We start from the raw sequence: 22,962 nt of genomic DNA, 5'->3' as shown, positions 1-22,962 counted from the left end.
GGCTTACTGGGAAGGCCGACGGGGCTTCAAGGCGTCCTTCGGGCTGGCCGTCACCACTTCGAAGTTCTTCTTCACCAGGTCCAGGCGGTGGATCAGGTAGTCCGGACCCGCCACGCAGATCCTCGTCGTCCCCTCGTTCACCAGCCGGTCGTGGATGTGCCCCCACTGCACCGGGTTCACGGTGGCCGCGTCGAGCATCGCGCCGACTTCGGCTCCTCCGCTGAGGAGTGAGCCGTCCTGGTCCGAGATGATCGGCACCGCCGGCGAGGTGAAGGAGAACTTCCGCAGAACTTCTTCTTGCAATCGGGCGCGCAACGGCGCCAATACCCGGGCGTGTGCCGCGGGACGCATCGTCGTCAGGCAGTAGCCGCCGCGGTCGCTGATCTTCGCCTTGAACCCCGCGAGGTGTTCCTCGTGCATCGTGACGAGGTGCACGGTGTCGTCGAAGTACCCGGAGATCTCGTGCCACTCGCCGTCCTGCTCCATGGTGGCGAGGACGTCGGCGAGCCGGTCCGAGGGTGTGCGCACGACCAGCTGGCTGACCAGGTCCCGGTGCTCCTCCCGGAAGTAGTCGAGCTCGCACCGCGCCAGCTCGGCGGTGAGCCGGACGACCTCGGCGAACGGCATGGCCCCCGAGTAGGCGACCGCGGCGCGCTCGCCGAAGCTCGAGCCGACGCACAGGTCCGGGCGCAGGCCCAGGGACTTCTCCATCCAGTCGGCCAGCGCGACGGAGTTGACCAGGAAGGCGATCTGCTGCGCGGCGCTGTACTCGTCGGGACCGGATCGCAGCGCTTCGAGCAGCGAGTACCCGAGCGCGGCATCCGCCTGCGCCAGTCTCCGCCTGGCGAACGGGCTGACGGTCATGAACCTGCCGACATCGGCGAACCTCGAAGGACCCATTCCCGGAAACACAACTGCTGCACGGCTCACGGCGACGCCTCCAGATGCATGTGATCCACCTCGTCTCAGCCTGTGCCGCACGGGCGGGAAGCTGCTTTCAGCGGCCGAGGAGAAATAAGGCTGGATCCTATGAAGTGGCAGGCGTGCCGATCGATGTCGCGATTCCGCGCATCGGTCATCGACAGGTAATCGAGGTGATCGCCGCCGATCGATTGTGCACCGCAGTGGTCAGTTCAGGTGGACGAGGAGTTCTCTCCCGGTGGTCGCCTGGTGGAATGCGCACATCCCCCGGATTCCCCGACCTGTGATTACGTTACGCCAGTTCTGCGTCCCGATGTGTTTTGGCGGGATCGGCCTGCGCTGTCGTTCGCCACCACTGACGTCCCACGGAGTAGTTGGGGAGTGCACTCTTGAGCGAGTTCGATGACCTCCGTCCTGCCGGCGAGGTGGTGGACCGGGGAAACGAGCTGCCTGCGGGAAATCCGGTGGCGGCACAGTCGATGCGCGATCTCGTCATGCGGGTGACCGCGGAAGTCCTCGCCGACATGGTTCCCGGCGCACCGGCGCTGGGGAACGGCACGCGGTCGTTCCTCGACCTGGGGTTCGACTCGCTCGCGTCGGTCGAGCTGCACGCGCGTCTCGTCGCGGCCACCGGTCTCGAGCTCCCCGTGACCGCCGTCTACGACCACCCCAGCCCGGTGGCCCTGGCCGCGCGCCTGGGAGGGGAGAGCGACGAGTTCGGTTCCGCTCCGGCGTTCCCGGTCGTGGAGCACGACGACGACGTGGTGATCGTGGGGGTCGGCTGCCGGTTCCCGGGTCGGGTCGACTCGCCGGAAGCGTTGTGGCGCTTGGTCGACGAGGGTGTCGACGCCGTCACCGACTTCCCCTCCGACCGGGGCTGGGACGTCGAGGGGATCTTCGACGAGGACGCGAACGCGGCGGGGAAGACCTACAGCAGGCACGGCGGGTTCCTCGACGCCGCGAGCGAGTTCGACGCCGAGTTCTTCGGGATCTCCCCGCGTGAAGCGACCGCCATGGACCCCCAGCAGCGCCTGGTGCTCGAGGTCGCCTGGGAGGCGCTGGAACGCGCCGGTGTGGACCCGACCTCGTTGCGCGGCAGCCGTTCCGGTGTGTTCATCGGCGTGGAACCGCAGGAGTACGGCCCGAGGCTGGCGAACGCCCCCGCGGGGTTCGAAGGGCATCTGCTGACCGGCAACACGCCGAGTGTGGTGTCCGGCCGCATCGCGTACGTCCTCGGCCTCGAGGGCCCCGCGCTGAGCGTGGACACCGCCTGCTCGGGTTCCCTCGTCGCCCTGCACCTCGCCGCGCACTCGCTGAGGTCCGGTGAGTGCGACCTCGCGCTGGCCGGTGGTGTCGCGGTCATGGCGAGCCCGGGCAACTTCATCGCCTTCTCCCGGCAGCGGGGGCTCGCGCCCGACGGACGGTGCAAGCCGTTCGACGAGTCGGCCGACGGGACCGGCTGGGGTGAGGGCGTCGGAATCCTCGCGCTGGAACGGCTTTCCGACGCCAGGCGCAACGGCCACCCCGTTCTCGCGGTCGTGCGTGCGTCGGCCATCAACCAGGACGGCTCCTCCAACGGCCTGACCGCACCGAACGGTCTCGCCCAGCAGCGCGTGATCCGCCAGGCGCTGGCCAACGCCCGGCTCACCGCCGCCGACGTCGACGCCGTCGAGGCGCACGGCACCGGCACCCGGCTGGGAGACCCGATCGAGGCACACGCGATCCTCGCCACGTACGGCCGGGAGCGCGAGGCGGACAAGCCGGTGTGGGTCGGTTCGATCAAGTCGAACATCGGCCACGCCCAAGCGGCCGCCGGTGCCGCCGGCGTGATCAAGATGATCATGGCGATGCGCCGGGGAACCCTGCCGCGCTCGCTGCACCTCACCAGCCCGACGCCGCACGTGGACTGGTCGGCGGGCGCCGTCTCACTGCTCGCGCAAGCACAGCCGTGGCCGGTGACCGGCCGCCCGCGCCGTGCCGGGATCTCCTCCTTCGGCATCTCCGGCACCAACGCCCACGTGATCATCGAAGAAGCGCCGCCCGCGGAGGGCGAGCGGATCGGTGACGCCCAGGACATCGATGGCGTCGCCGTGCCGTGGGTGCTGTCGGGCAGGACGCAGGAAGCCCTGCGCGCCCAGGCCGAACGGCTGAAGGCCTTCGTGGGCGACAACCCCGCGCTCAGCCCGGCCGACATCGGCCTGTCGCTCGCCACCACCCGTGCCGCCCTCGACCACCGCGCCGCCGTCGTCGGCCGCGGTCGCGACGAGCTGCTCGCGGGCCTCGACGCCGTGATCGACCCGGCCACCCCTGCTCTGCGGGACGTCGCGGGGACCGGCGGCCTCGCGTTCCTGTTCGCGGGCCAGGGCTCCCAGCGCCGCGCGATGGGACTCGAGCTGTACGAGCGCAACGAGGTGTTCGCCCGTGCGCTGGACGACGCGTTCGGCTACCTGGACATCCAGCTGGACATCCCGTTGCGGGAGGTGCTGTTCGCGCAGGAGGGCAGCGAGAACGCCGCCCTGGTCGACCAGACCTCCTACGCCCAGCCCGCGCTGTTCGCGATCGAGGTCGCGCTGTACCGGACGCTGGAGTCGTGGGGCCTGAAGCCCGACTACGTCAGCGGGCACTCCATCGGCGAGATCGCCGCGGCGCACGTGGCGGGGGTGCTCACCCTCGAGGACGCCGCGACCCTGGTGGCCGCCCGCGGACGGCTGATGCAGGAGCTCGAGGTGCGCGGCGCGATGGTGTCGTTGCGCGCCACGGAAGAGGAAGCGCTGAGCCTGCTCAGCGGGCACGAGCACGCCGCGGGGATCGCGGCGGTCAACGGGCCGCGCTCCGTCGTGATCTCCGGCGCGGAGGACGTCGTCCTGCGGATCGCCGACCGCTGGCAGGCGCAGGGCGGCAAGGCCAAGCGCCTCAACGTCAGCCACGCCTTCCACTCACCGCTGATGCAGCCGATGCTGCACGAGTTCCGCACGCTCCTCGAGTTCCTCGGCTTCTCCGCCCCGGCCATCCCGTTCGTCTCCACGGTCACGGGCCGCCTCGTGGGCCCGGACGAACTGTCCACACCGGACTACTGGGTGGCACACGTCAGCGAGGCCGTGCGCTTCCACGACGCCGTGCGGGTCATCGAGTCGGCCGGCGTCACGACGTGCCTGGAACTGGGCCCCGACGGCGTGCTCTCCGCGATGGCCGCCGACTGCCTCCCGGACGGGGCCGACGTGCTGGTCCGGCCCGTGCTGCGCCGCGACCGCCCGGAGGAGGTCGAGGCGCTCAGCGCCGTGAGCCACGCCCACCTGCGCGGAGCGCGAGTCGACTGGCCCGCCGTGTTCCCGGCGTCCGCGACCACCGTCGAGCTGCCCACCTACGCCTTCCAGCGCGAGCACTTCTGGCTGTCCGGAGCGGCCGCGGGCGACGCGGCCACGCTGGGCCTGGAGCCCGGCGACCACCCGCTGCTGGGCGCGACCGTCGCACTGGCCGGCGGGGAGGGCCACGTGCTCACGGGACGGCTGTCCCTCGCCACGCACCCGTGGCTCGCCGACCACGTCGTGTTCGGCCGCGTCGTCGTGCCGGGGGCCGTGCTGCTCGACCTCGCGGTGCGGACAGCCGGGGAAGCGGGGTGCGCCTCGGTCGAAGAGCTGACCCTGCAGGCACCCCTGGTGCTCCCGGAGTCCGGCTCCGTTCAGTTGCAGCTGCGGTCCAGCCCCGCCGACCCCGCCGGCAGGTCCGCGATCAGCGTGCACTCCAGGCTGCCCGGGTCCGACGAGTGGGTCCTGCACGCCTCGGGCGCTCTGGCCGTGGAGCCGTCGGCACCGCACGGCTGGACCACGACGTCGTGGCCACCCGCCGGAGCGCGGGAGGTCGCGCTCGACGGCGTCTACGACGACCTGGCCGCCACCGGCCTGGCCTACGGCCCCGTCTTCCGCGGGCTGCGCGGCGCGTGGGTGGCCGGCGACGAGGTGTTCGCCGAGGTCGCCCTGCCGGAGCCGGCCGCGGTGACCGCGGCGGACTTCGCCGTGCACCCCGCCCTGCTGGACGCCTGCCTGCACGCGATCGGCTTCGGCGGAGCCGGGGACGACGACGGGCGGGCACGGCTGCCGTTCTCCTGGTCCGGCGTGTCGGTGCACGCGACCGGCGCGACGTCTCTGCGCGTCAGGATCACCGTCAAGAGCGCCGACGAGGTCAGCCTGCACGCCGTCGACCCGGCGGGCGCACCGGTGTTCACGGTCGACTCGCTGGTGTCCCGCGCACCGTCCGCGACCGTCACGTCGCCCACGAGCCTGTACACGGTGGACTGGGTGTCCGTGCCCGCCGGGGACTCGCCGGCGTGGACGACCTACGGCGCGGTGGACGCCGCCCCCGGCGTGCTCGCCCTGGTCGTCTCACCGGAGAGCGGAGGTCCGGCCGGTGCGCGGGAGGCCACCCGCACCGTGCTCGCGGCCGTGCAGGACTTCCTCGCCGACGCCCGGTACGCGGACTCCCGCCTCGTCGTGGTGACCAGCGGCGCGGCCGGGCCGGACGTGACCGACGTGGCGTCCTCGGCGGTGTGCGGTCTGGTGCGCGCGGCGCAGGCCGAACACCCCGGGCGGTTCGTCCTCCTCGACGGCCCGCAGGAGTTCGCCGGTGCCGCCGCCGGCTCCGGTGAACCCCAGCTGGCCGTGCGCGAAGGCGTTCTGCTCGCGCCACGGGTCGTGCGCGCTCCTGCCGCGGCCGGCACCGAACGGGTCCTGCCCGCCGACGGCACCGTCCTGATCACCGGTGGCACCGGTGGGCTCGGCGCGGCACTCGCCAGGCACCTGGTGTCCGCCCACGGCGTGACGAGCCTGGTGCTGACCAGCCGCCGCGGCACGCAGTCGCCGGGAGCCGCCGAACTGGGCGCCGAGCTGGCCGAACTCGGTGCGCACGTCACGATCAGCGCCTGCGACGTCGCCGACCGCGCGGCACTCGCCTCCGTCATCGGGGCCATCCCGGCGGACCGCCCGCTCGTCGGCGTGGTGCACGCCGCGGGCTCCCTCGCCGACGGCGTCGTCATGTCGCTCGACGAGGAGCGCTTCGAGCGCGTGCTGCGCCCGAAGGTCGACGGCGCCTGGCACCTGCACGAGCTGACGAGCCACCTCGACCTGAGCTTGTTCGCCCTGTACTCGTCCACGTCCGGGCTCTTCGACGGTGCCGGGCAGGGCAACTACGCCGCCGCCAACAGCTTCCTCGACGCGCTCGCGCTGCACCGCCGCGCGAACGGCCTGCCGGCCCAGTCCCTCGTGTGGGGGCTGTGGAAGCTCGGCATGGGCGGCGGCCTGACGCCGGCCGAAGCCGACAGGGCGGCCAGGCAGGGCTTCCCGGCGCTGGAGGAGCACGAAGGCCTTGCGCTGTTCGACGCCGCGCTGGCCCGCGACCTGCCGCTCACGGTCGCCGCGCGGCTCGACCTCGCCGCTGTGGAGGCACGGTCCCGCGAAGCCCTCCTCCCGCCGTTGCTCGAGCGGCTGGTCAAGACGAGGCTGCGGCGCGCCGCCGGTGGCTCGCCCGCCACGAGCCCGCTGGCCGGGACGACGAGGTCCGACCAGAAGGCGGCTCTGCTCGGCCTGGTGCGCGCACAGGTCGCCGCCGTGCTGGGGCACTCCACCACGGACCGCGTCGACCAGGACAAGGCCTTCACCGACCTCGGCTTCGACTCGCTCACGGCGGTCGAGCTGCGCAACAACCTGAGCGCCGCCGCCGGCGTGCGGCTTCCGGCCACGGTCGTCTTCGACCACCCGACGCCCGCCGCGCTCGCGACGTTCCTGCACGTCCAGCTCTCCGGTGACGAGCCCGACCCGACCGCCCCCGTCCTCACCACCGCCGCGACGGACGAGCCGATCGCGATCGTCGGCATGGCGTGCCGCTACCCCGGAGGGGTGGGCTCGCCCGAGGACCTCTGGAACGTCGTCGCGTCGGGCACGGACACCATCTCCGGTTTCCCGGTGAACCGCGGCTGGGACCTCGACACCCTGTTCCACCCCGACCCCGACCACAGGGGTACCTCCTATGCGACCGAAGGTGGGTTCCTGCATGAGGCGGACGCGTTCGACGCAGAGTTCTTCGGCATCTCCCCGCGCGAGGCGCTGGCGATGGATCCGCAGCAGCGCCTGCTGCTGGAAGTCGTGTGGGAATCACTCGAGAACGCCGGTCTCGACCCCCTGGCGCTGAAGGGCAGCAGGACCGGTGTCTTCGCCGGGGTCATGTACTACGACTACGCCCACAGCCTGCACTCGATCCCCGAAGAGGTCGAGGGCTACATCGGCACCGGCACCTCGGCCAGCGTGCTGTCCGGCCGGGTGGCCTACACGCTCGGGCTGGAGGGTCCGGCGGTCACCGTCGACACCGCCTGTTCGTCGTCGCTCGTCGCCCTGCACCTCGCCTCGCAGGCGTTGCGGTCGGGGGAGTGCGGGCTGGCCCTCGCGGGCGGGGTCACGGTCATGGCGACCCCCGAGACGTTCGTGGACTTCTCCCGCCAGCGCGGCCTGGCCGCCGACGGGCGCAGCAAGTCCTTCGCCGCCGCCGCAGACGGGACCAGCTGGTCCGAGGGCGTGGGCGTGCTCGTGCTGGAGCGGTTGTCGGACGCGCGGCGCAACGGCCACGAGGTGCTGGCCGTCGTGCGCGGCTCGGCGGTGAACCAGGACGGTGCGTCGAACGGTCTGACCGCGCCGAACGGTCCGTCGCAGCAGCGGGTGATCCGGCAGGCGCTGGCGAACGCCGGTCTGTCCACTTCGGACGTCGACGCGGTGGAGGCGCACGGCACCGGCACCCGGCTCGGCGACCCGATCGAGGCGCAGGCGCTGCTCAACACCTACGGGCAGGACCGCGACGGGCGACCGCCGCTGTGGCTGGGCTCGGTCAAGTCCAACTTCGGCCACACCCAGGCCGCCGCCGGCGCCGCGGGCGTGATCAAGATGGTCCTCGCGATGCGGAACGAGACGCTGCCCGCGACGTTGCACGTGGACGCCCCGACGCCGCACGTCGAGTGGGACACCGGCGCGGTGTCGCTGCTGACCGAGCCGGTTCCCTGGCCCGCGCGGGACCGGCCGCGGCGGGCGGCCGTCTCCTCGTTCGGCATCTCCGGCACCAACGCGCACGTGATCCTCGAGTCGGCGGACGCGGTAAACGTTCCCGTTCGCGCGGCGGGCAGGGGCACGTCCGGTTCCAGGATCGCCTGGGTGCTGTCGGGCAAGACGCCGGCGGCGGTGCGGGAGCAGGCGCGGCGGCTGAGCGCCTTCGTCGCCGCCGACGAGACCCTGTCCCCGGCGGACGTCGGCTTCTCACTGGTCACGACCCGTGCCGCGCTGGAGGCGCGCGCCGCCGTCACCGGAGCGGACCTCGAGGAGCTGGTGGCCGCCCTGGACGTCCTCGCGGACGGAGGGGCCGGCACCGACGTGGTGGAAGGCTCTGTCCTCAGTGGACCCGTGGCGTTCCTGTTCGCCGGTCAGGGTTCGCAGCGGCTGGCGATGGGCCGCGGGCTGTACGACGAGTTCCCGGCTTACGCGTCGGCCTTCGACGAGGTGTGCGAGCTGCTGCCGGGCGTGCGCGAGGTGGTGTTCGGCACCGACGCGGAGGCGTTGAACCGGACCGCGGTGGCGCAGCCGGCGTTGTTCGCCGTCGAGGTGGCGCTGTTCCGGCTGGTGGAGTCGTGGGGTGTCCGGCCGGAGTTCCTGGTGGGGCACTCGATCGGCGAGATCGCGGCCGCGCACGTGGCCGGCGTGATGTCGCTCGGCGACGCGGCCCGGCTGGTCGTGGCGCGCGGGCGGTTGATGCAGGACCTGCCGTCCGGCGGCGTGATGGTGGCGGTGCGGGCCGGCGAGGACGAGGTCGGGCAGTTCCTGTCGGACGAGGTGTCGCTGGCCGCGGTCAACGGTGCGGGTTCGGTGGTGCTGTCCGGTGTGGAGGGTCCGGTGCTGGCCGCGGTCGAGGAGCTCACCGCGCGGGGCCGCAAGTGCACGCGGTTGTCCGTGTCGCACGCGTTCCACTCGGTGTTGATGGAGCCGGTGCTGGACGAGTTCCGCGCGGTGGCCGAGACGATCGAGTACCGCGAGCCGGTGGTGCCGATGGTGTCCACCGTGACGGGTGCCCTGGTGGAGCCCGGCGTGGTGACGTCACCGGAGTACTGGGTCCGGCACGCGCGGCAGCCCGTGCGGTTCGCCGACGCGGTGGCCGCGTGCGCGGAGCTCGGGGTGGCGCGGTTCGTCGAGCTGGGCCCGGACAGCTCCCTGTCCGGCATGGGCGCGGAGAGCGCTGAGGAGAGCGTCTTCGTTCCGCTGCTGCGTAAGAAGCACGACGAGGTCAAGTCGTTCACCACGGCGCTCGCGCGGTTGCACGCGCACGGCGTGACCATCGCCTGGGACGCCATGTTCCCCGGTGCCCGGCGGGTGCCGCTGCCGACGTACGCCTTCCAGCACGAGCGGTACTGGCTGCAGGAGCCGCGCACGCAGGCCGGCACGACCGGTCTCGGACTCGCCTCCGCCGAGCACCCCCTGCTCGGTGCGGCCGTCGAGTTCGCCGAAGGGGACGGGTTCCTCTTCACCGGAAGCCTCTCCCGGGCGAGTCACGGCTGGCTGACCGACCACGTCGTGCTGGACCAGGTGATCGTCCCCGGCGCGTGCCTGGTCGAGCTGGCCGTCCGCGCCGCGGACGAGGTCCGCTGCGGCACCGTGGAGGAGCTGACGCTGCAGACCCCGCTGGTGCTGCCGGAGTCCGGCGCCGTGGACATCCGGGTGCAGGTCGGCCCCGCCGCCGCGGACGGCCGTCGTTCCATCAGCATGCACTCGCGCCCGGCGAGCTCCCTCACCGGGGATCCCTGGACGCGGCACGCCACGGGCTCCCTGGTGCCCGCCGCGCCCGCGCCGGACTTCGACCTGCGGGAGTGGCCGCCGGCCGGAGCCGAGCCGGTGGCGGTCACCGGCCGCTACGAGGAGCTCGCCGCCACCGGTCTTTCCTACGGTCCCGCGTTCCAGGGCCTGACCGCGGCCTGGCGGCTGGGTGACGACGTCCTCGCCGAGGTCGTCGTTCCCGACGACGCGAGTCACGCGGACTTCGGGCTGCACCCGGCACTGCTGGACGCCTCGCTGCACGCGATCGGCCTCGCCGAGGACAGGCCGTTGTCGCTGCCGTTCGTGTGGAACGGCGTCACGCTGCACGCCTCCGGTGCCGGTGCCCTGCGGGTCAGGCTGCGCGAGGAGAGCGGCGACGCCTGGTCGATCCGGGTGGCGGACAGCGCCGGCGAGCCGGTGATGACCGTGGAGTCCCTGGTGCTGAAGGAGGTCTCCGCCGACGGGCTGCAGCCGCAGCGGCAGAGCGACTGGTCGTTGCGCGTGGAGTGGGCGCCGGCGGTGCTCGGCGACGCCGTCGAGTGGACGGACTACGAGGCCGTCGACGGCCGGGCCCCCGCGCACGTCGTCCTGCACCTGCCGGTGGACCGCGACCTGGACGTGCCGGAAGCGGCGCGCAGGCTGTCCCACCGGACGCTCGACGTCGTCCAGCGCTGGGTGGCGGACGACCGGTTCGCGAACTCCCAGCTGGTCGTGGTGACCGAGGGCGCGGTCGCCGTCGACTCCGCCGTGGACAACCCGGCGACCGCGGTCGTCTGGGGCCTCGTCCGCACCGCGCAGCAGGAGTACCCCGGCCGTTTCCTGCTCGTCGACGCCGAGCCCGGCGCGGCGATCGGGCCCGAGCTGCTGGGCAGGCTCATCGGGTCGGGGGAGCAGCAGCTGGCGGTGCGCGGCGGCCAGGCCTTCGCGCCGCGGCTCGTGCCCGCGGCCAAGGACCGGCTGTCGCCCCCGCCGGGAGACGCGTGGCGGCTGGGGATGTCGGGCAAGGGCACGCTCGACCACCTCGTCCTGACGCCCAACCCCGGTGTGCTGGAGCCGATCGCGCCGGGTGACGTGCGCATCGGCGTCCGCGCCGCCGGGCTCAACTTCCGCGACGTGCTGACCGTGCTCGACATGTACCCGGGAGACGCCGGGACGATCGGCAACGAGGCCGCCGGAGTGGTGCTCGAGGTCGGTTCGGACGTGACCGACCTGCGCCCCGGCGACCGGGTGATGGGACTGGTCATCGGCGGGATCGGCCCCGTCGCCGACGCCGACCGCCGGCTGGTCACCCGCATGCCGCGGGGGTGGACGTTCGAACAGGCCTCGGCGGTGCCGCTGGTGTTCCTGACGGCGTACTACGGCCTGCGCGACCTCGGCCGGCTCGAGAAGGGCCAGTCCGTGCTGATCCACGCCGCCGCGGGCGGTGTCGGCATGGCGGCGACCCAGATCGCGCACCACCTCGGTGCGGAGGTCTTCGGCACCGCGAGCGCCGGCAAGCAGGACGTCCTGCGCGCGGCCGGACTGGACGACCTGCACATCGCGTCGTCGCGCGACCTCGACTTCGAGGACGTCTTCACGGCGGCGACCCTCGGACGCGGCGTCGACGTCGTGCTCAACGCGCTGTCGGGCGAGTTCGTGGACGCGTCGCTGCGCCTGGTCACCCCCGGCGGCCACTTCGTGGAGATGGGCAAGACCGACGTCCGCGACGCCGCCGAGGTCGGCGCGGAACACGGTGACGTCACCTACCGCGCGTTCGACCTGATCGACGCCGGACCGGACCGGATCGCGGAGATCTGGGCGGAGCTCGACGAGCTGTTCGAGAGCGGGGAGCTCACGCCGCTGCCCACCCGGAGCTGGAACGTCTTCCAGGCGCAGGAGGCGTTCCGGTTCATCAGCCAGGCCAAGCACGTCGGCAAGGTGGTGCTCACCCTGCCCAGGCCGATCGACCCCGACGGAACGGTCCTGGTCACCGGCGGCACCGGTGCGCTCGGCAGCGCGGTCGCCCGTCATCTCGTGACCGAGCACGGCGTTCGCCACCTCCTGCTGATGAGCAGGAGCGGAGCGGACGCGCCGGGCGCGGAGCAGCTGCGCGCCGACCTGGCCGGGCTCGGTGCCACCGCGACCATCGCCGCCTGCGACACCGCCGACCGCGAGGCGCTGGCCGGCGTGCTGGACGGCATCCCGCGGGACCGGCCGCTGACCGCCGTCGTGCACACCGCCGGTGTGCTCGACGACGGACTGCTCGGATCGCTCACGCCCGCACGGCTGGACGCGGTCCAGCGCGCCAAGGTGGACGCGCTCTGGCACCTGCACGAGCTCACCCGGCACCTCGACCTGGCGCGGTTCGTCGCGTTCTCCTCGATCAGCAGCATCACCGGCACCGAGGGGCAGGCGAATTACGCCGCGGCCAACGCGTTCGTCAACGCCGTCGCCGAGCACCGCCGCGGCCACGGCCTCGTCGGCCAGGCCCACGCGTGGGGCCTCTGGGAGGACGGCATGGGAGCCAACCTGTCCCGCGCCGACCTGGACGTGATGGAGCAGGAGGGCTTCGGCGCGCTGGCCATCGCCGAGGGCATGGCCCTGTTCGACGAAGCGCTCCGCGCGGACGAGCCCCTGGCCGTCCCGGTGAAGCTCGACCGCGCCGCACTGCGCAGGTTCGCCAAGCACAACGAGATCAACCAGATGTGGCACGACCTCGGTCGCGCCGCGGCCCGCCGGGTCACCGAGGCGCCCCAGTCGTCCTCGCTCGCGGAACGGCTCGCCTCCCTGACGGAGACGGAGCAGAACGCCTTCCTGGTCGACCTGGTCCGCGGGCACGCCGCCGCCGTCCTCGGCCACAGCGACGTGGCCGCGCTGGAGACGACCAAGCCGTTCACGGACATCGGCCTCGACTCGCTGACCGCGGTCGAGCTGCGCAACCGGCTCAACACCGCGGCGGAGGTGCGGCTGTCCGCGACCGCCGTCTTCGACCACCCCACGACGGTCGCGCTCGCGGCCCACCTGAAGCAGCTGCTGGCTCCGCAAGGCGCGGCGAAGTTGTCCGCGGCTGCCGTGCTCGCCGAGCTGGACCGCCTGGAGACGAGCCTGTCGGCCGTCGACGGGGACGGTCACCTGACGATCGTGCTGCGGCTGGAGGAGCTGCTGTCGACGTTCTCGGCGACGGCGGCCGGGCCGGTCGACGCCGGGGGCGGCGACCTGGCGGACGCGTCGGCCGACGAGCTCGTCGACTACCTGGAACGAGAGCTCGGCCTGTCCTGACCGAGCACGCCCCCTGTCCTGGTCAACATTCCTTTTGAGGTTGTGAGATGGCGGATCAAGAGAAGCTGGTCGGTCTGCTGAAGAAGCTGACCGCGGACCTTCAGCAGACCAGGACGCGCCTGCGCCAGGCGGAGTCCCGCGACAGGGAGCCGATCGCGATCATCGGGATGGCCTGCCGCTATCCCGGTGACGTCGAGAGCCCCGAGGACCTGTGGCGACTGGTCGACGAGGAGCGGGAGGGGATCTCCGCGTTCCCCACCAACCGCGGGTGGGACCTGGACGGGCTGTTCGACGCCGATCCGGAGAGCTCCGGCAGCAGCTACGCGACCACCGGCGGCTTCGTGCACACGGCCGACCAGTTCGACGCCGACTTCTTCGGCATCTCCCCGCGCGAGGCACTGGCGATGGACCCGCAGCAGCGCCTGCTGCTGCAGGTCACGTGGGAGGCGATCGAGCGGGCGGGCATCGCCCCGGGCTCCCTGGCCGGCACGAGGACCGGCGTCTACGCCGGTGTCTCGTCGCAGGAGTACGGACCGCGGCTGCACGAGCAGGCCCTGGAGGTGGAGGGATACCTCCTCACCGGCACCACGTGCTCGGTGCACTCCGGCCGGATCGCCTACAGCCTCGGGCTCGAAGGCCCCGCCATCTCGGTGGACACCGCCTGCTCGTCGTCGCTCGTGGCGATGCACTTCGCCGTGCAGGCACTGCGCAGCGGTGAGTGCGACCTCGCTCTGGCGGGCGGCGCGAACATCATGGGCGGACCCGGCGTCTTCGTCGAGTTCTCCCGTCAGCGGGGCCTGTCGCCCGACGGGCGGTGCAAGTCGTTCGCCGAGGCCGCCGACGGCACCGGCTGGTCCGAGGGCGTCGGCATGGTGATGCTCGAGAAGCTCTCCGACGCCCGGCGCAACGGCCACCGCGTGCTCGCGGTCATCCGGGGTTCCGCGATCAACCAGGACGGTGCGTCGAACGGGCTCACCGCACCCAGCGGACCCGCCCAGAAGAGCGTCATCGCGCAGGCCCTCGCCGACGCCCGGCTGTCGACCAGGGACGTCGACGTGGTCGAGGCGCACGGCACCGGCACCCGGCTCGGCGACCCGATCGAGGCGCAGGCCGTCCTCGCGACCTACGGGCAGGACCGCCCCGGCGACCGGCCGGTGTGGCTGGGCTCGCTCAAGTCCAACATCGGCCACACGCAGTGCGCCGCGGGTGTCGGCAGCGTCATCAAGATGGTCATGGCGTTGCAGAACGACACGCTGCCCAAGACCCTGCACGTCGACACCCCGACGCCGTTCGTGGACTGGCAGTCGGGTTCCGTCGAGCTGCTGACGCGGGCTCGGGAGTGGCCCCGGCGCGACCAGCCGCGCCGCGCCGCCGTGTCGTCCTTCGGCATCTCGGGCACCAACGCCCACCTGATCCTCGAAGAGGCGCCCGCCGAAGCGGACGCCGAGGACTCCTCCGGTGGCCGCGAGCACCCGCCCGTTCCCGTCGTGCTGTCCGGGACGAACCGCGAGGCGCTCGCGGCTCAGGCCCGGCGGCTGCGGTCCTCCGTGGAGGCCGACCCCGCCGCGAGCCCGCTCGACCTCGCGTACTCGCTCGCCACCGGCCGGACCGCACTGGCCGAGCGCGGTGCCGTCCTCGCCACCGACCGGGACGGCCTGCTCGACGGCTTGGCCGTCCTCGCGGAGGGCGGCAGGAGCGACCAGGTCCTGCGGGGCGGCGCGAGCGGCGGCAAGACCGCCTTCCTGTTCACCGGCGGAGGGGCGCAGTACCTCGGCATGGGCCGCGACCTCTGCGCGACCCACCCCGCGTTCGCCGCCATCTTCGACACCGTGACGGCGGAGTTCGACGCCCACCTCCCGCGACCGCTGCGCGAGGTGATGTTCGCCGAGGACTCCGCGCTGCTCGACCGGATCGACTACATGCTGCCCGCGTTGTTCGCCATCGAGGTCTCGGTGGCACGGCTGCTGGAGTCGTGGGGCGTCGTCCCCGACTTCGTGGCGGGGCACTCGATCGGCGAGTTCGCCGCGGCGCACGTCGCCGGCGTCTGGTCGCTGGCCGACGCCGCGCGCATCGTCGCGATCCGCGGCCGGTTGATGAACTCGTTGCCACCGGGCGGCGCGATGGTGGCGATCCAGGCCTCCGAGGAGGAGGTCGCGCCCGAGCTGACCGGCCTGGTCGGGTTCGCGGCGCTGAACGGGCCGACGTCGGTCGTGATCTCCGGTGACGAGGAGACCGCCACGGCCATCGCCCAGCGGTTCAAGGACCGGGGGCGCAAGGCCAAGAAGCTCGTCGTCAGCCACGCGTCGCACTCCGCGCTGATGGACGGCATCCTCGACGAGTTCGGCCGGGCCACCGCGGAGCTCACCTACTCCGCGCCGCGCATCCCGATCATCTCCACCCTCACGGGCAAGCAGGCCGGCGCGGACGAGGTGGGCGACCCGCAGTACTGGGTGCGGCACATCCGCCGGCCCGTCCGGTTCACCGACGCGGTGAACGTGCTCGAACGCGAAGGCGTCACCCGCTACGTCGAGGTGGGCCCGAACGGCGTGCTGACCGCCGCCGCGATGGAGATCGTGGAGCGGCCCGACGCCGCCGCGTTCGTCCCGTCGCTGCGCAGGGACCACGCCGAGGACCTGGACCTCGCGACGATGGTGGCGCGGCTGCACATCAGCGGCGCGCCGATCGACTGGACGGCGTTCTTCGGCGACACGGGTGCCCGTCGCGTCGACGTGCCCACCTACGCGTTCCAGAACAGCTCGTACTGGCTCGCCAACGACGACGCTCCCGCCGACCTGAGCTCGATCGGGCTCGCCTCGGCGGAACACCCGGTGCTCGAGGCGTCGATCCTGCCCGCCGACGGGGACGGGGCGCTGTTCGCCGGCCGGTTGTCGCTGTCGTCCCACCCGTGGCTGGCCGACCACGCCGTCCTGGGCACCGTGATCGTGCCGGGGGCGGCGCTGGTCGAGCTCGCCATCCGCGCCGGTGACGAGGTCGGCTGCCGCACGGTCGAAGAACTGACCCTGCACACGCCGGTGCTGCTGAGCTCCGACGCCTCGCTGGCGCTGCAGGTGGTCGTGGGCGACGCCGACGAGAACGGCCGACGGCCGATCTCCGTGCACAGCCGCCACCGCAACGCTCCCGCCGGGCACGCCTGGACCCGCAACGCCGACGGCTGGCTGCGGCCCACCGCCACCGACCAGGACTGGACACCGGTGCAGTGGCCGCCCGCCGGGGCCGACCCGGTTGCCGTCACCGACCTCTACCAGCGCCTGGCCGACTCCGGGTTCGACTACGGCCCCGTGTTCCAGGGGCTGCGGGCGGCGTGGCGGCGGGGCGACGAGATCTTCGCCGAGGTCGCCCTGCCGGAAGCCGGCGCCGACGGCTTCACGATCCACCCGGCCCTGCTCGACGCGGTGCTGCACACCCTGTTCCTGGTTCCCGGCGCGGAGGAGTCCCCGGCTCTGCCCTTCTCGTGGGGCGGTGTCTCGCTGCACGCCACCGGTGCGCGCACGCTGAGGGTGCGGCTGACGGGGACCGACGGGACTTCGGGCACGCTGTCCGCGGTCGACGACGCCGGCGAGCCGGTGCTCACCGTCGAGTCGATCGTCGTCCGGCCCGTCGCGGCGGACCAGCTGCGCGGCGCGGACGCGCTGGAGAACCTCTACACCGTCGAATGGTCGAGCACGCCGGCCCGCGCCGCCGAGCCGTGGACGGACCACGCCGACCTGCCCGCGGACGGCCCCGTCGCGGGGCACGTCGTGTTCTCCGCGCCGGCCGGTGACGACCCGGTCGCCGACACCCACCGGCTCACCGCGACCGTGCTGGAGGTCCTGCAGACCTGGCTCGCGGACGACAGGTTCGCCGCGGCGACCCTGGTCGTGCGCACCAGCGGCGCGACCGGTCCCGGCGAACCGAGCCCGGCCGCCGCCGCGGTGTGGGGCCTGGTCCGCTCCGCCCAGTCGGAGCATCCCGGCAGGTTCGTCCTCTTCGACGGTCCGGCCGAGGCGGTCGGCGAGGCCGTCGCGACCGGGGAGCCCCAGGTCGCCGCACACGGCGGTGAGCTGGTCGTGCCGCGCCTGGTCCCCGCCGCGTCCGCCGGGGACCCGGCGACGTGGGACCCGGAGGGCACCGTGCTGATCAGCGGTGGCACCGGAGACCTGGGAGCGCTGGCCGCCCGGCACCTGGTGACCGAGCACGGCGTGAAGCACCTGGTCCTGACCAGCCGCCGCGGGATCGACGCACCGGGAGCGGCGGAGCTGCGCGACGAACTGACCGCCCTGGGCGCACGGGTCGTCGTGGAGCGCTGCGACGCCGCCGACCGCCGGGACGTCGCCGCCGTGCTGGGCCGCATCCCGGACGGGCACCCGCTGACCGGCGTGGTCCACGTCGCGGGCGTGCTCGACGACGGCGTCGTCACCGCGTTCACCCCGGAACGGCTCGCCGGAGTCCTCACCCCGAAGGTCGACGCGGCCTGGCACCTCCACGAGCTCACGCAGGACATGGGCCTCGAGCACTTCGTCCTGTACTCGTCGGCCGCCGGCGTCCTGGGCTCTCCCGGGCAGGGCGGCTACGCCGCGGCCAACTCCTTCCTGGACGCGCTGGCGGGCTACCGCCGTGCCCGAGGTCTCGCCGCCCGGTCGCTCGCGTGGGGACCGTGGCAGCAGGACCGGGGTCTGACGGTGCACCTGGACGAGGCGCAGGCGGACCGCCTCGGCCGGGACGGCTTCTCCTCGCTGGACCGCGCGGAAGGCATGCGCGCCTTCGACGCGGCACCGGCGGTCGGCGACGCGCTGGCGGTGCCGGTGAAGCTCGACTTCACCGTCCTGAACCGCCTGGCGCGCACCACCGAGATCCCGCCCGTTCTGCGCGGCCTGGTGCGCACGGCAGGCCGGCGGAACGCGACGACGACCGAGGCGGGGGAGCTCTCCCTCCTCGAACGCCTCGCCGCGCTGCCCGCCTCCGAACGGCGGGACGCGGTGCTGGAGGTCGTGCTCGAGCTGGTCGCCGACGTGCTGGGGCACCGTTCCGGAGCGGTGATCGACCCGGAGCGCGCGTTCACCGAGCTGGGCTTCGACTCGCTGTCCTCGGTGAACCTGCGCAACAGGCTCAACACGACGTTCGGGCTGAGCCTCGCCGCCACGGTCGTCTTCGACCACCCGTCACCCCGCGCGATCGCCGTCTTCGTCCTGTCGCTGCTGCCGGGACTCGACGAGCCGGCCGACGACGGTCCGGTGGACGAGCAGCGGATCCGCCGCGTGCTCGCCGCGGTCCCGTTCGACCGGCTCCGGGCGGCCGGGGTGCTGGACGCGCTGGTGCGGCTGGCGAACGACCAGGCCGCCGCCGAACTCGTGGACGCGGTGGCCCCCGCGGACGACCTGGTCGACGAGTTGGACGCCGACGAACTGGTGAAGCGCGTCATGGCGGCCGCCGGGGACAAGACCGTGTCACTCACCTCTGGTTCGGAGAACTCCTGATGCCCTCCAACGAAGAACTTGTCGCGGCACTGCGGGAGTCGGTGAAGGAGAGCACCAGGCTGGCCGCGCGCAACCGGAAGCTGGTCGACGACGCCCACGCACCGGTCGCGATCATCGGCATGGCCTGCCGGTACCCCGGCGGCGTCGAGTCGCCGGAGCAGCTGTGGGACCTGGTCGCCTCCGGCACCGACGCGGTGTCGGAGTTCCCGGCCGACCGCGGCTGGAACCTCGGCGAGCTGTTCCACCCCGATCCCGACCACCGCGGCACCTCGTACTCCCGTGAGGGGAGCTTCCTGCACGACGCCGGCGACTTCGACCCGGGCTTCTTCGGGATCTCGCCGCGCGAGGCGCTCGCCATGGACCCTCAGCAGCGGCTCATGCTCCAGATCAGCTGGGAGGCCCTGGAGCACGCGCGCATCGACCCGACGACGCTCAAGGGCAGCGCGACCGGCGTGTTCGCCGGGCTCATGTACAGCGACTACGGCACCGGCGTCGGGGAGCTGCCCGACGGCGTCGAGGGCTTCCTGGGCAACGGGACCCAGGGCAGCGTCCTGTCCGGCCGGGTGGCCTACACGCTCGGCTTGGAGGGACCGGCGCTGACGGTCGACACCGCCTGCTCGTCCTCGCTGGTCGCCGTGCACCTGGCCGTTCAGGCGCTGCGCACGGGGGAGTGCTCGATGGCTCTCGCCGGGGGCGTGTGCGTCATGCCCATCGCCGACACCTACGTCGAGTTCTCCCGGCAGCGCGCGCTGTCCCCGGACGGCCGCTGCAAGTCCTTCTCCGCCTCCGCCGACGGCACCGGTTTCGGTGAGGGCGCGGGAATCCTGCTGCTGGAGAAGCTCGAGGACGCCGAGCGCAACGGTCACCGCGTGCTCGCGGTGATCCAGGGTTCCGCGGTCAACCAGGACGGCGCGTCCAACGGCCTCACCGCACCCAACGGCCCGTCGCAGCAACGCGTCATCCGTGCCGCGCTCGCCGACGCCCGGCTGCCCGCGAACGAGGTGGACGTCGTCGAGGCGCACGGCACCGGGACCAGGCTGGGCGACCCGATCGAGGCCGACGCCCTGCTGGCCACCTACGGCCAGGACCGCGAGGAGCCGTTCTGGCTCGGCTCGATCAAGTCCAACATCGGGCACACCCAGTCCGCCGCCGGCGCCGCCGGGATCATCAAGATGGTCGAGGCGCTGCGCCGCGGCGAGCTGCCGCGCACGCTGCACGTCACCGAGCCCTCGCCCGCCGTCTCGTGGAGCTCGGGCAACGGGCGCCTGCTCACCGAACACCGCGACTGGCCCGCCACCGGGCACCCCCGCACCGCGGCGGTGTCGTCCTTCGGCATCAGCGGCACCAACGCCCACGTCATCCTCCGCGAGGCGCCGCCGCGCACGACCCCCGAGCGCACGACCGCACCGCCCGCCCGCGTCCCCTGGGTGCTCTCGGGGACCAGCGCGGAGGCCGTGCGCCGCCAGGCCGGGCGCCTGGCGGGCCGGGTGCCCGGTCTCGACCCCGTGGACGTCGCCTTCACGCTCGCCACCGGCCGCGCCGCGCTCGCGCACCGCGCGGTGGTCTTCGGCGAGGACGGACTGGCCGCCCTGGCGTCCGGTGCGGAGTCGCCGGAGGTGGTGACCGGCACGCAGAGCACCGGCAAGGTCGCGTTCCTGTGCACCGGTCAGGGGGCGCAGCGGCTCGGCATGGGACGCGAGCTGTCCGCGTACCCGATCTTCGCGGACAAGCTCGCCGAGGTGGCGGCACACCTCGACGAGCACACCGGCTTCTCCCTGCTCGACGTCGTGCACGGCACCGTGCCGGAAGCCCTCGACCAGACGGCGGTGACCCAGCCCGCCCTGTTCGCGTTCGAGGTGGCGCTGGCGGAGCTCGTCCTGTCGTGGGGCGTGCGGCCCGACTACCTGCTCGGCCACTCCATCGGCGAGCTCACCGCCGCGCACCTCGCGGGCGTGTGGTCGCTGGAGGACGCGGCGAGGCTGGTCGCCGCCCGCGGCAAGCTCATGCAGGCGTTGCCGGCGGGCGGCGCGATGGTCGCGGTCAGGGCTGCGGAGGCCGGGATCGAGCTGCTGCCGGGCGTGAGCATCGCGGCGGTCAACGGCCCCGAGTCGCTCGTGCTGTCGGGTGACGAGGACGCCGTCCTCCGGATGGCCTCCCGGTTCGAGCGCTCCAAGCGGCTCGCGGTGAGCCACGCCTTCCACTCGCACCACATGGACGGCATGCTCGCCGAGTTCCGGGAGATCGCCCGCGACGTCGAGTACGCCGCGCCGCGCATCCCGCTGATCTCCAACCTCACCGGCGCCCTCGCCACCGCGGACCAGGTCACCGACCCGGAGTACTGGGTGCGGCACGTCCGCGACACCGTCCGCTTCGCCGACGGGGTGACCGCCCTGCACGCCGCGGGAGTCCGCCGCTTCGTCGAGATCGGCCCGGACGCGGCGCTGTCCGCGCTGGGCGCCGACTGCGTGCCGGACGGGTTGTTCCTGCCCGTGCAGCGCAAGAACCGCGACGAGGTCACCACGGCGGCGCACGCGCAGGCCACCCTGTTCGCGAACGGCGTCAAGCTCGACTGGCCCGGCATCTTCGCGGGCACCGGTGCCGAACCGGTCGACCTCCCGACGTACCCGTTCGAGCGGGAGCGGTTCTGGCTCGCGCCCGCACCGGCGAAGCGGGCGAGCGGCTGGCGCCACCACGTCCGGTGGACGCCCGTCCCGACCTCGGCAGGCCGTCCGGCCGGACCCTGGACTGTCGTGGCGGAGCAGGACGACGCCTGGGCGCAGGCCGCCGCGCGAGCGCTGGGGACGACCGTCGTCAGCGCCGCCGAGGCCCGCGAGGGCAACGTCCTCGCCTTCGTCGGCGACGGCATGGCTGCCGCGGCGCTGCTGCGGGAGAACACCCGGTTGTGGTGCGCCACGCGCGGAGCGGTCGCGGTCGGCGGGCACGAACGGGTCGCCTCGCCGCAGCAGGCCGAGGTGTGGGGTGTCGGCCGGGTCGCGGCGATCGAGCAACCCCGGTCCTGGGGTGGCTGCGTCGACCTGCCGGAGGTTCCGGACGCCCGCTCCGTCGCGCGGCTGCTGGAGGTGCTCTCCGGCGGCGAGGACGAGATCGCGATCCGCACGTCCGGCGTGCACGCCCGGCGCTTCGTCCCCTCCGAGCCCGCCACCGGCACGTGGACCACGAGCGGCACCGCGCTGGTCACCGGTGGCACGGGTGCGCTCGGGGCCGTGGTCGCCCGGCGGCTGGTCGAGGCGGGCACGCGGCACCTGGTCCTGCTGTCGCGCAGGGGAGAGGACGCCCCCGGAGCGCGTGAGCTCGCCGCGGAACTGACCGGACTCGGTGCGCGCGTCGAGATCCGCGCCTGTGACGCGGCCGACCGCGAGGCCTTGGCCGCGGTGGTGGCGGAGCTCGACGACCTGCGGGTCGTCGTGCACACCGCCGGGGTGCTGGACGACGGCCTGATCGCGAGCCTCACCCCGGAGAGGTTCGCCGCCGTCGCGAAGCCCAAGGTCGAGGCCGCGCACCACCTGGCCGACCTCACCCGGCACCTCGAACTGGACGCGTTCGTCCTGTACTCCTCGGTCGCCGGGGTGCTCGGCAACGGCGGCCAGGCCGCCTACGCCGCGGCCAACGCGCACCTCGACGCGCTGGCCGAGCAGTGGCGCTTCGACGGCCTGCCCGCCACGGCGGTGGCCTGGGGACCGTGGGCGGAGGGCGGCATGGCCGGCTCGCTCGACGAGGGCGTGCGCCGGATGGGACTGCGGCCGATGGCCCCGCAGGCCGCCGTCGACGCGCTGGTCGAGTCGCTGGCCGCGGGCGACGCCGCCGTGACGGTGGCCGACTTCGACTGGCCCGCCTACCTCGACACCTCGCGACCGGCACCGGTCCTCGCGGAGATCCCCCGCCCGCGGGCGGAGACCCCTGCCGCGACGGCTGGACCGGACCTGCGCGAACGGCTCGCCGGGCTCATCGAACCCGAGCAGCGCCGCCTGCTGCTCGACCTGGTCCGCGAAGTCGTCGCGAAGGTGCTCGGACACCCGAGCAGCGCGACGATCGAACCGGACCGCGCCTTCGGCGAGCTCGGCTTCGACTCGCTGACCGCCGTCGAGCTGCGCAACCGCCTCGACGCGGCGGCGTCGCTGTCGGTGCCGTCGACCCTGGTCTTCGACTACCCGACACCGCTCGCGCTCGCGGACTACCTGTGGGGCGAGCTGGCGGGGCCCGAGCGCGCGGCGGACGCCCTGCTGCGCGACCTCGACCGGGCGGCCGACGTGCTCGGCGGCCTCGACGCCGGCAGCGAGGCGCGCGCCGCCGTCCTGGAGCGCCTGCACGCGCTCGTCGCGGAGTTCGGCTCCGCACCAGTGCCTTCCCGCGGAGCTGTGGCGCGGACCGACCTCACCGAGGCGTCCGACGACGAGCTCTTCGCCTTCATCGACCAACAGCTCGGCACCTGAGCCGGCGCTCGTGATCTTGACCAA

Annotated in this window: 3 protein-coding genes and 1 pseudogene; 3 read left to right on the top strand and 1 reads right to left on the bottom strand. The window is 73.3% G+C overall.

Annotated features, from left to right (window positions below):
• Positions 1-3: 3 nt before the first annotated feature.
• Positions 4-900, bottom strand: coding sequence for an acyltransferase domain-containing protein (locus V1227_RS09935; protein WP_329792215.1), 897 nt, complete (start codon positions 898-900; stop codon positions 4-6).
• 584 nt (positions 901-1,484) lie between these two features.
• Here V1227_RS09935 and V1227_RS09930 point away from each other — a divergent pair.
• From V1227_RS09930 to V1227_RS09920, 3 genes and pseudogenes are all read left to right on the top strand, one after another.
• Positions 1,485-13,013, top strand: a pseudogene (locus V1227_RS09930) (SDR family NAD(P)-dependent oxidoreductase); the annotation flags it as partial.
• A 47-nt stretch (positions 13,014-13,060) separates the two neighbouring features.
• Positions 13,061-18,487: a type I polyketide synthase gene (locus tag V1227_RS09925; RefSeq protein ID WP_329792213.1), complete on the top strand. Its 5,427-nt coding sequence runs from the start codon at positions 13,061-13,063 to the stop codon at positions 18,485-18,487.
• Positions 18,487-22,938 (top strand): type I polyketide synthase, encoded by a 4,452-nt coding sequence (locus tag V1227_RS09920; RefSeq protein ID WP_329792212.1) that lies wholly within the window; start codon positions 18,487-18,489, stop codon positions 22,936-22,938. Before V1227_RS09925 ends, V1227_RS09920 begins: the two co-directional genes overlap by 1 nt.
• Positions 22,939-22,962: the final 24 nt, after the last annotated feature.

It is taken from the genome of Lentzea sp. DG1S-22, assembly GCF_036321065.1.
Classification (GTDB): Bacteria; Actinomycetota; Actinomycetes; order Mycobacteriales; family Pseudonocardiaceae; genus Lentzea; species Lentzea jiangxiensis.
The sequence above is the reverse complement of the archived record's forward strand: the minus strand, read 5'-3'. Positions and strand labels throughout refer to the sequence as shown.

Coding starts and splice junctions, on each gene's coding strand:
- V1227_RS09935 (WP_329792215.1), bottom strand. CDS start 900: ATGGGTCCTTCGAGGTTCGCCGATGTCGGCAGGTTCATGACCGTCAGC.
- V1227_RS09925 (WP_329792213.1), top strand. CDS start 13,061: ATGGCGGATCAAGAGAAGCTGGTCGGTCTGCTGAAGAAGCTGACCGCG.
- V1227_RS09920 (WP_329792212.1), top strand. CDS start 18,487: ATGCCCTCCAACGAAGAACTTGTCGCGGCACTGCGGGAGTCGGTGAAG.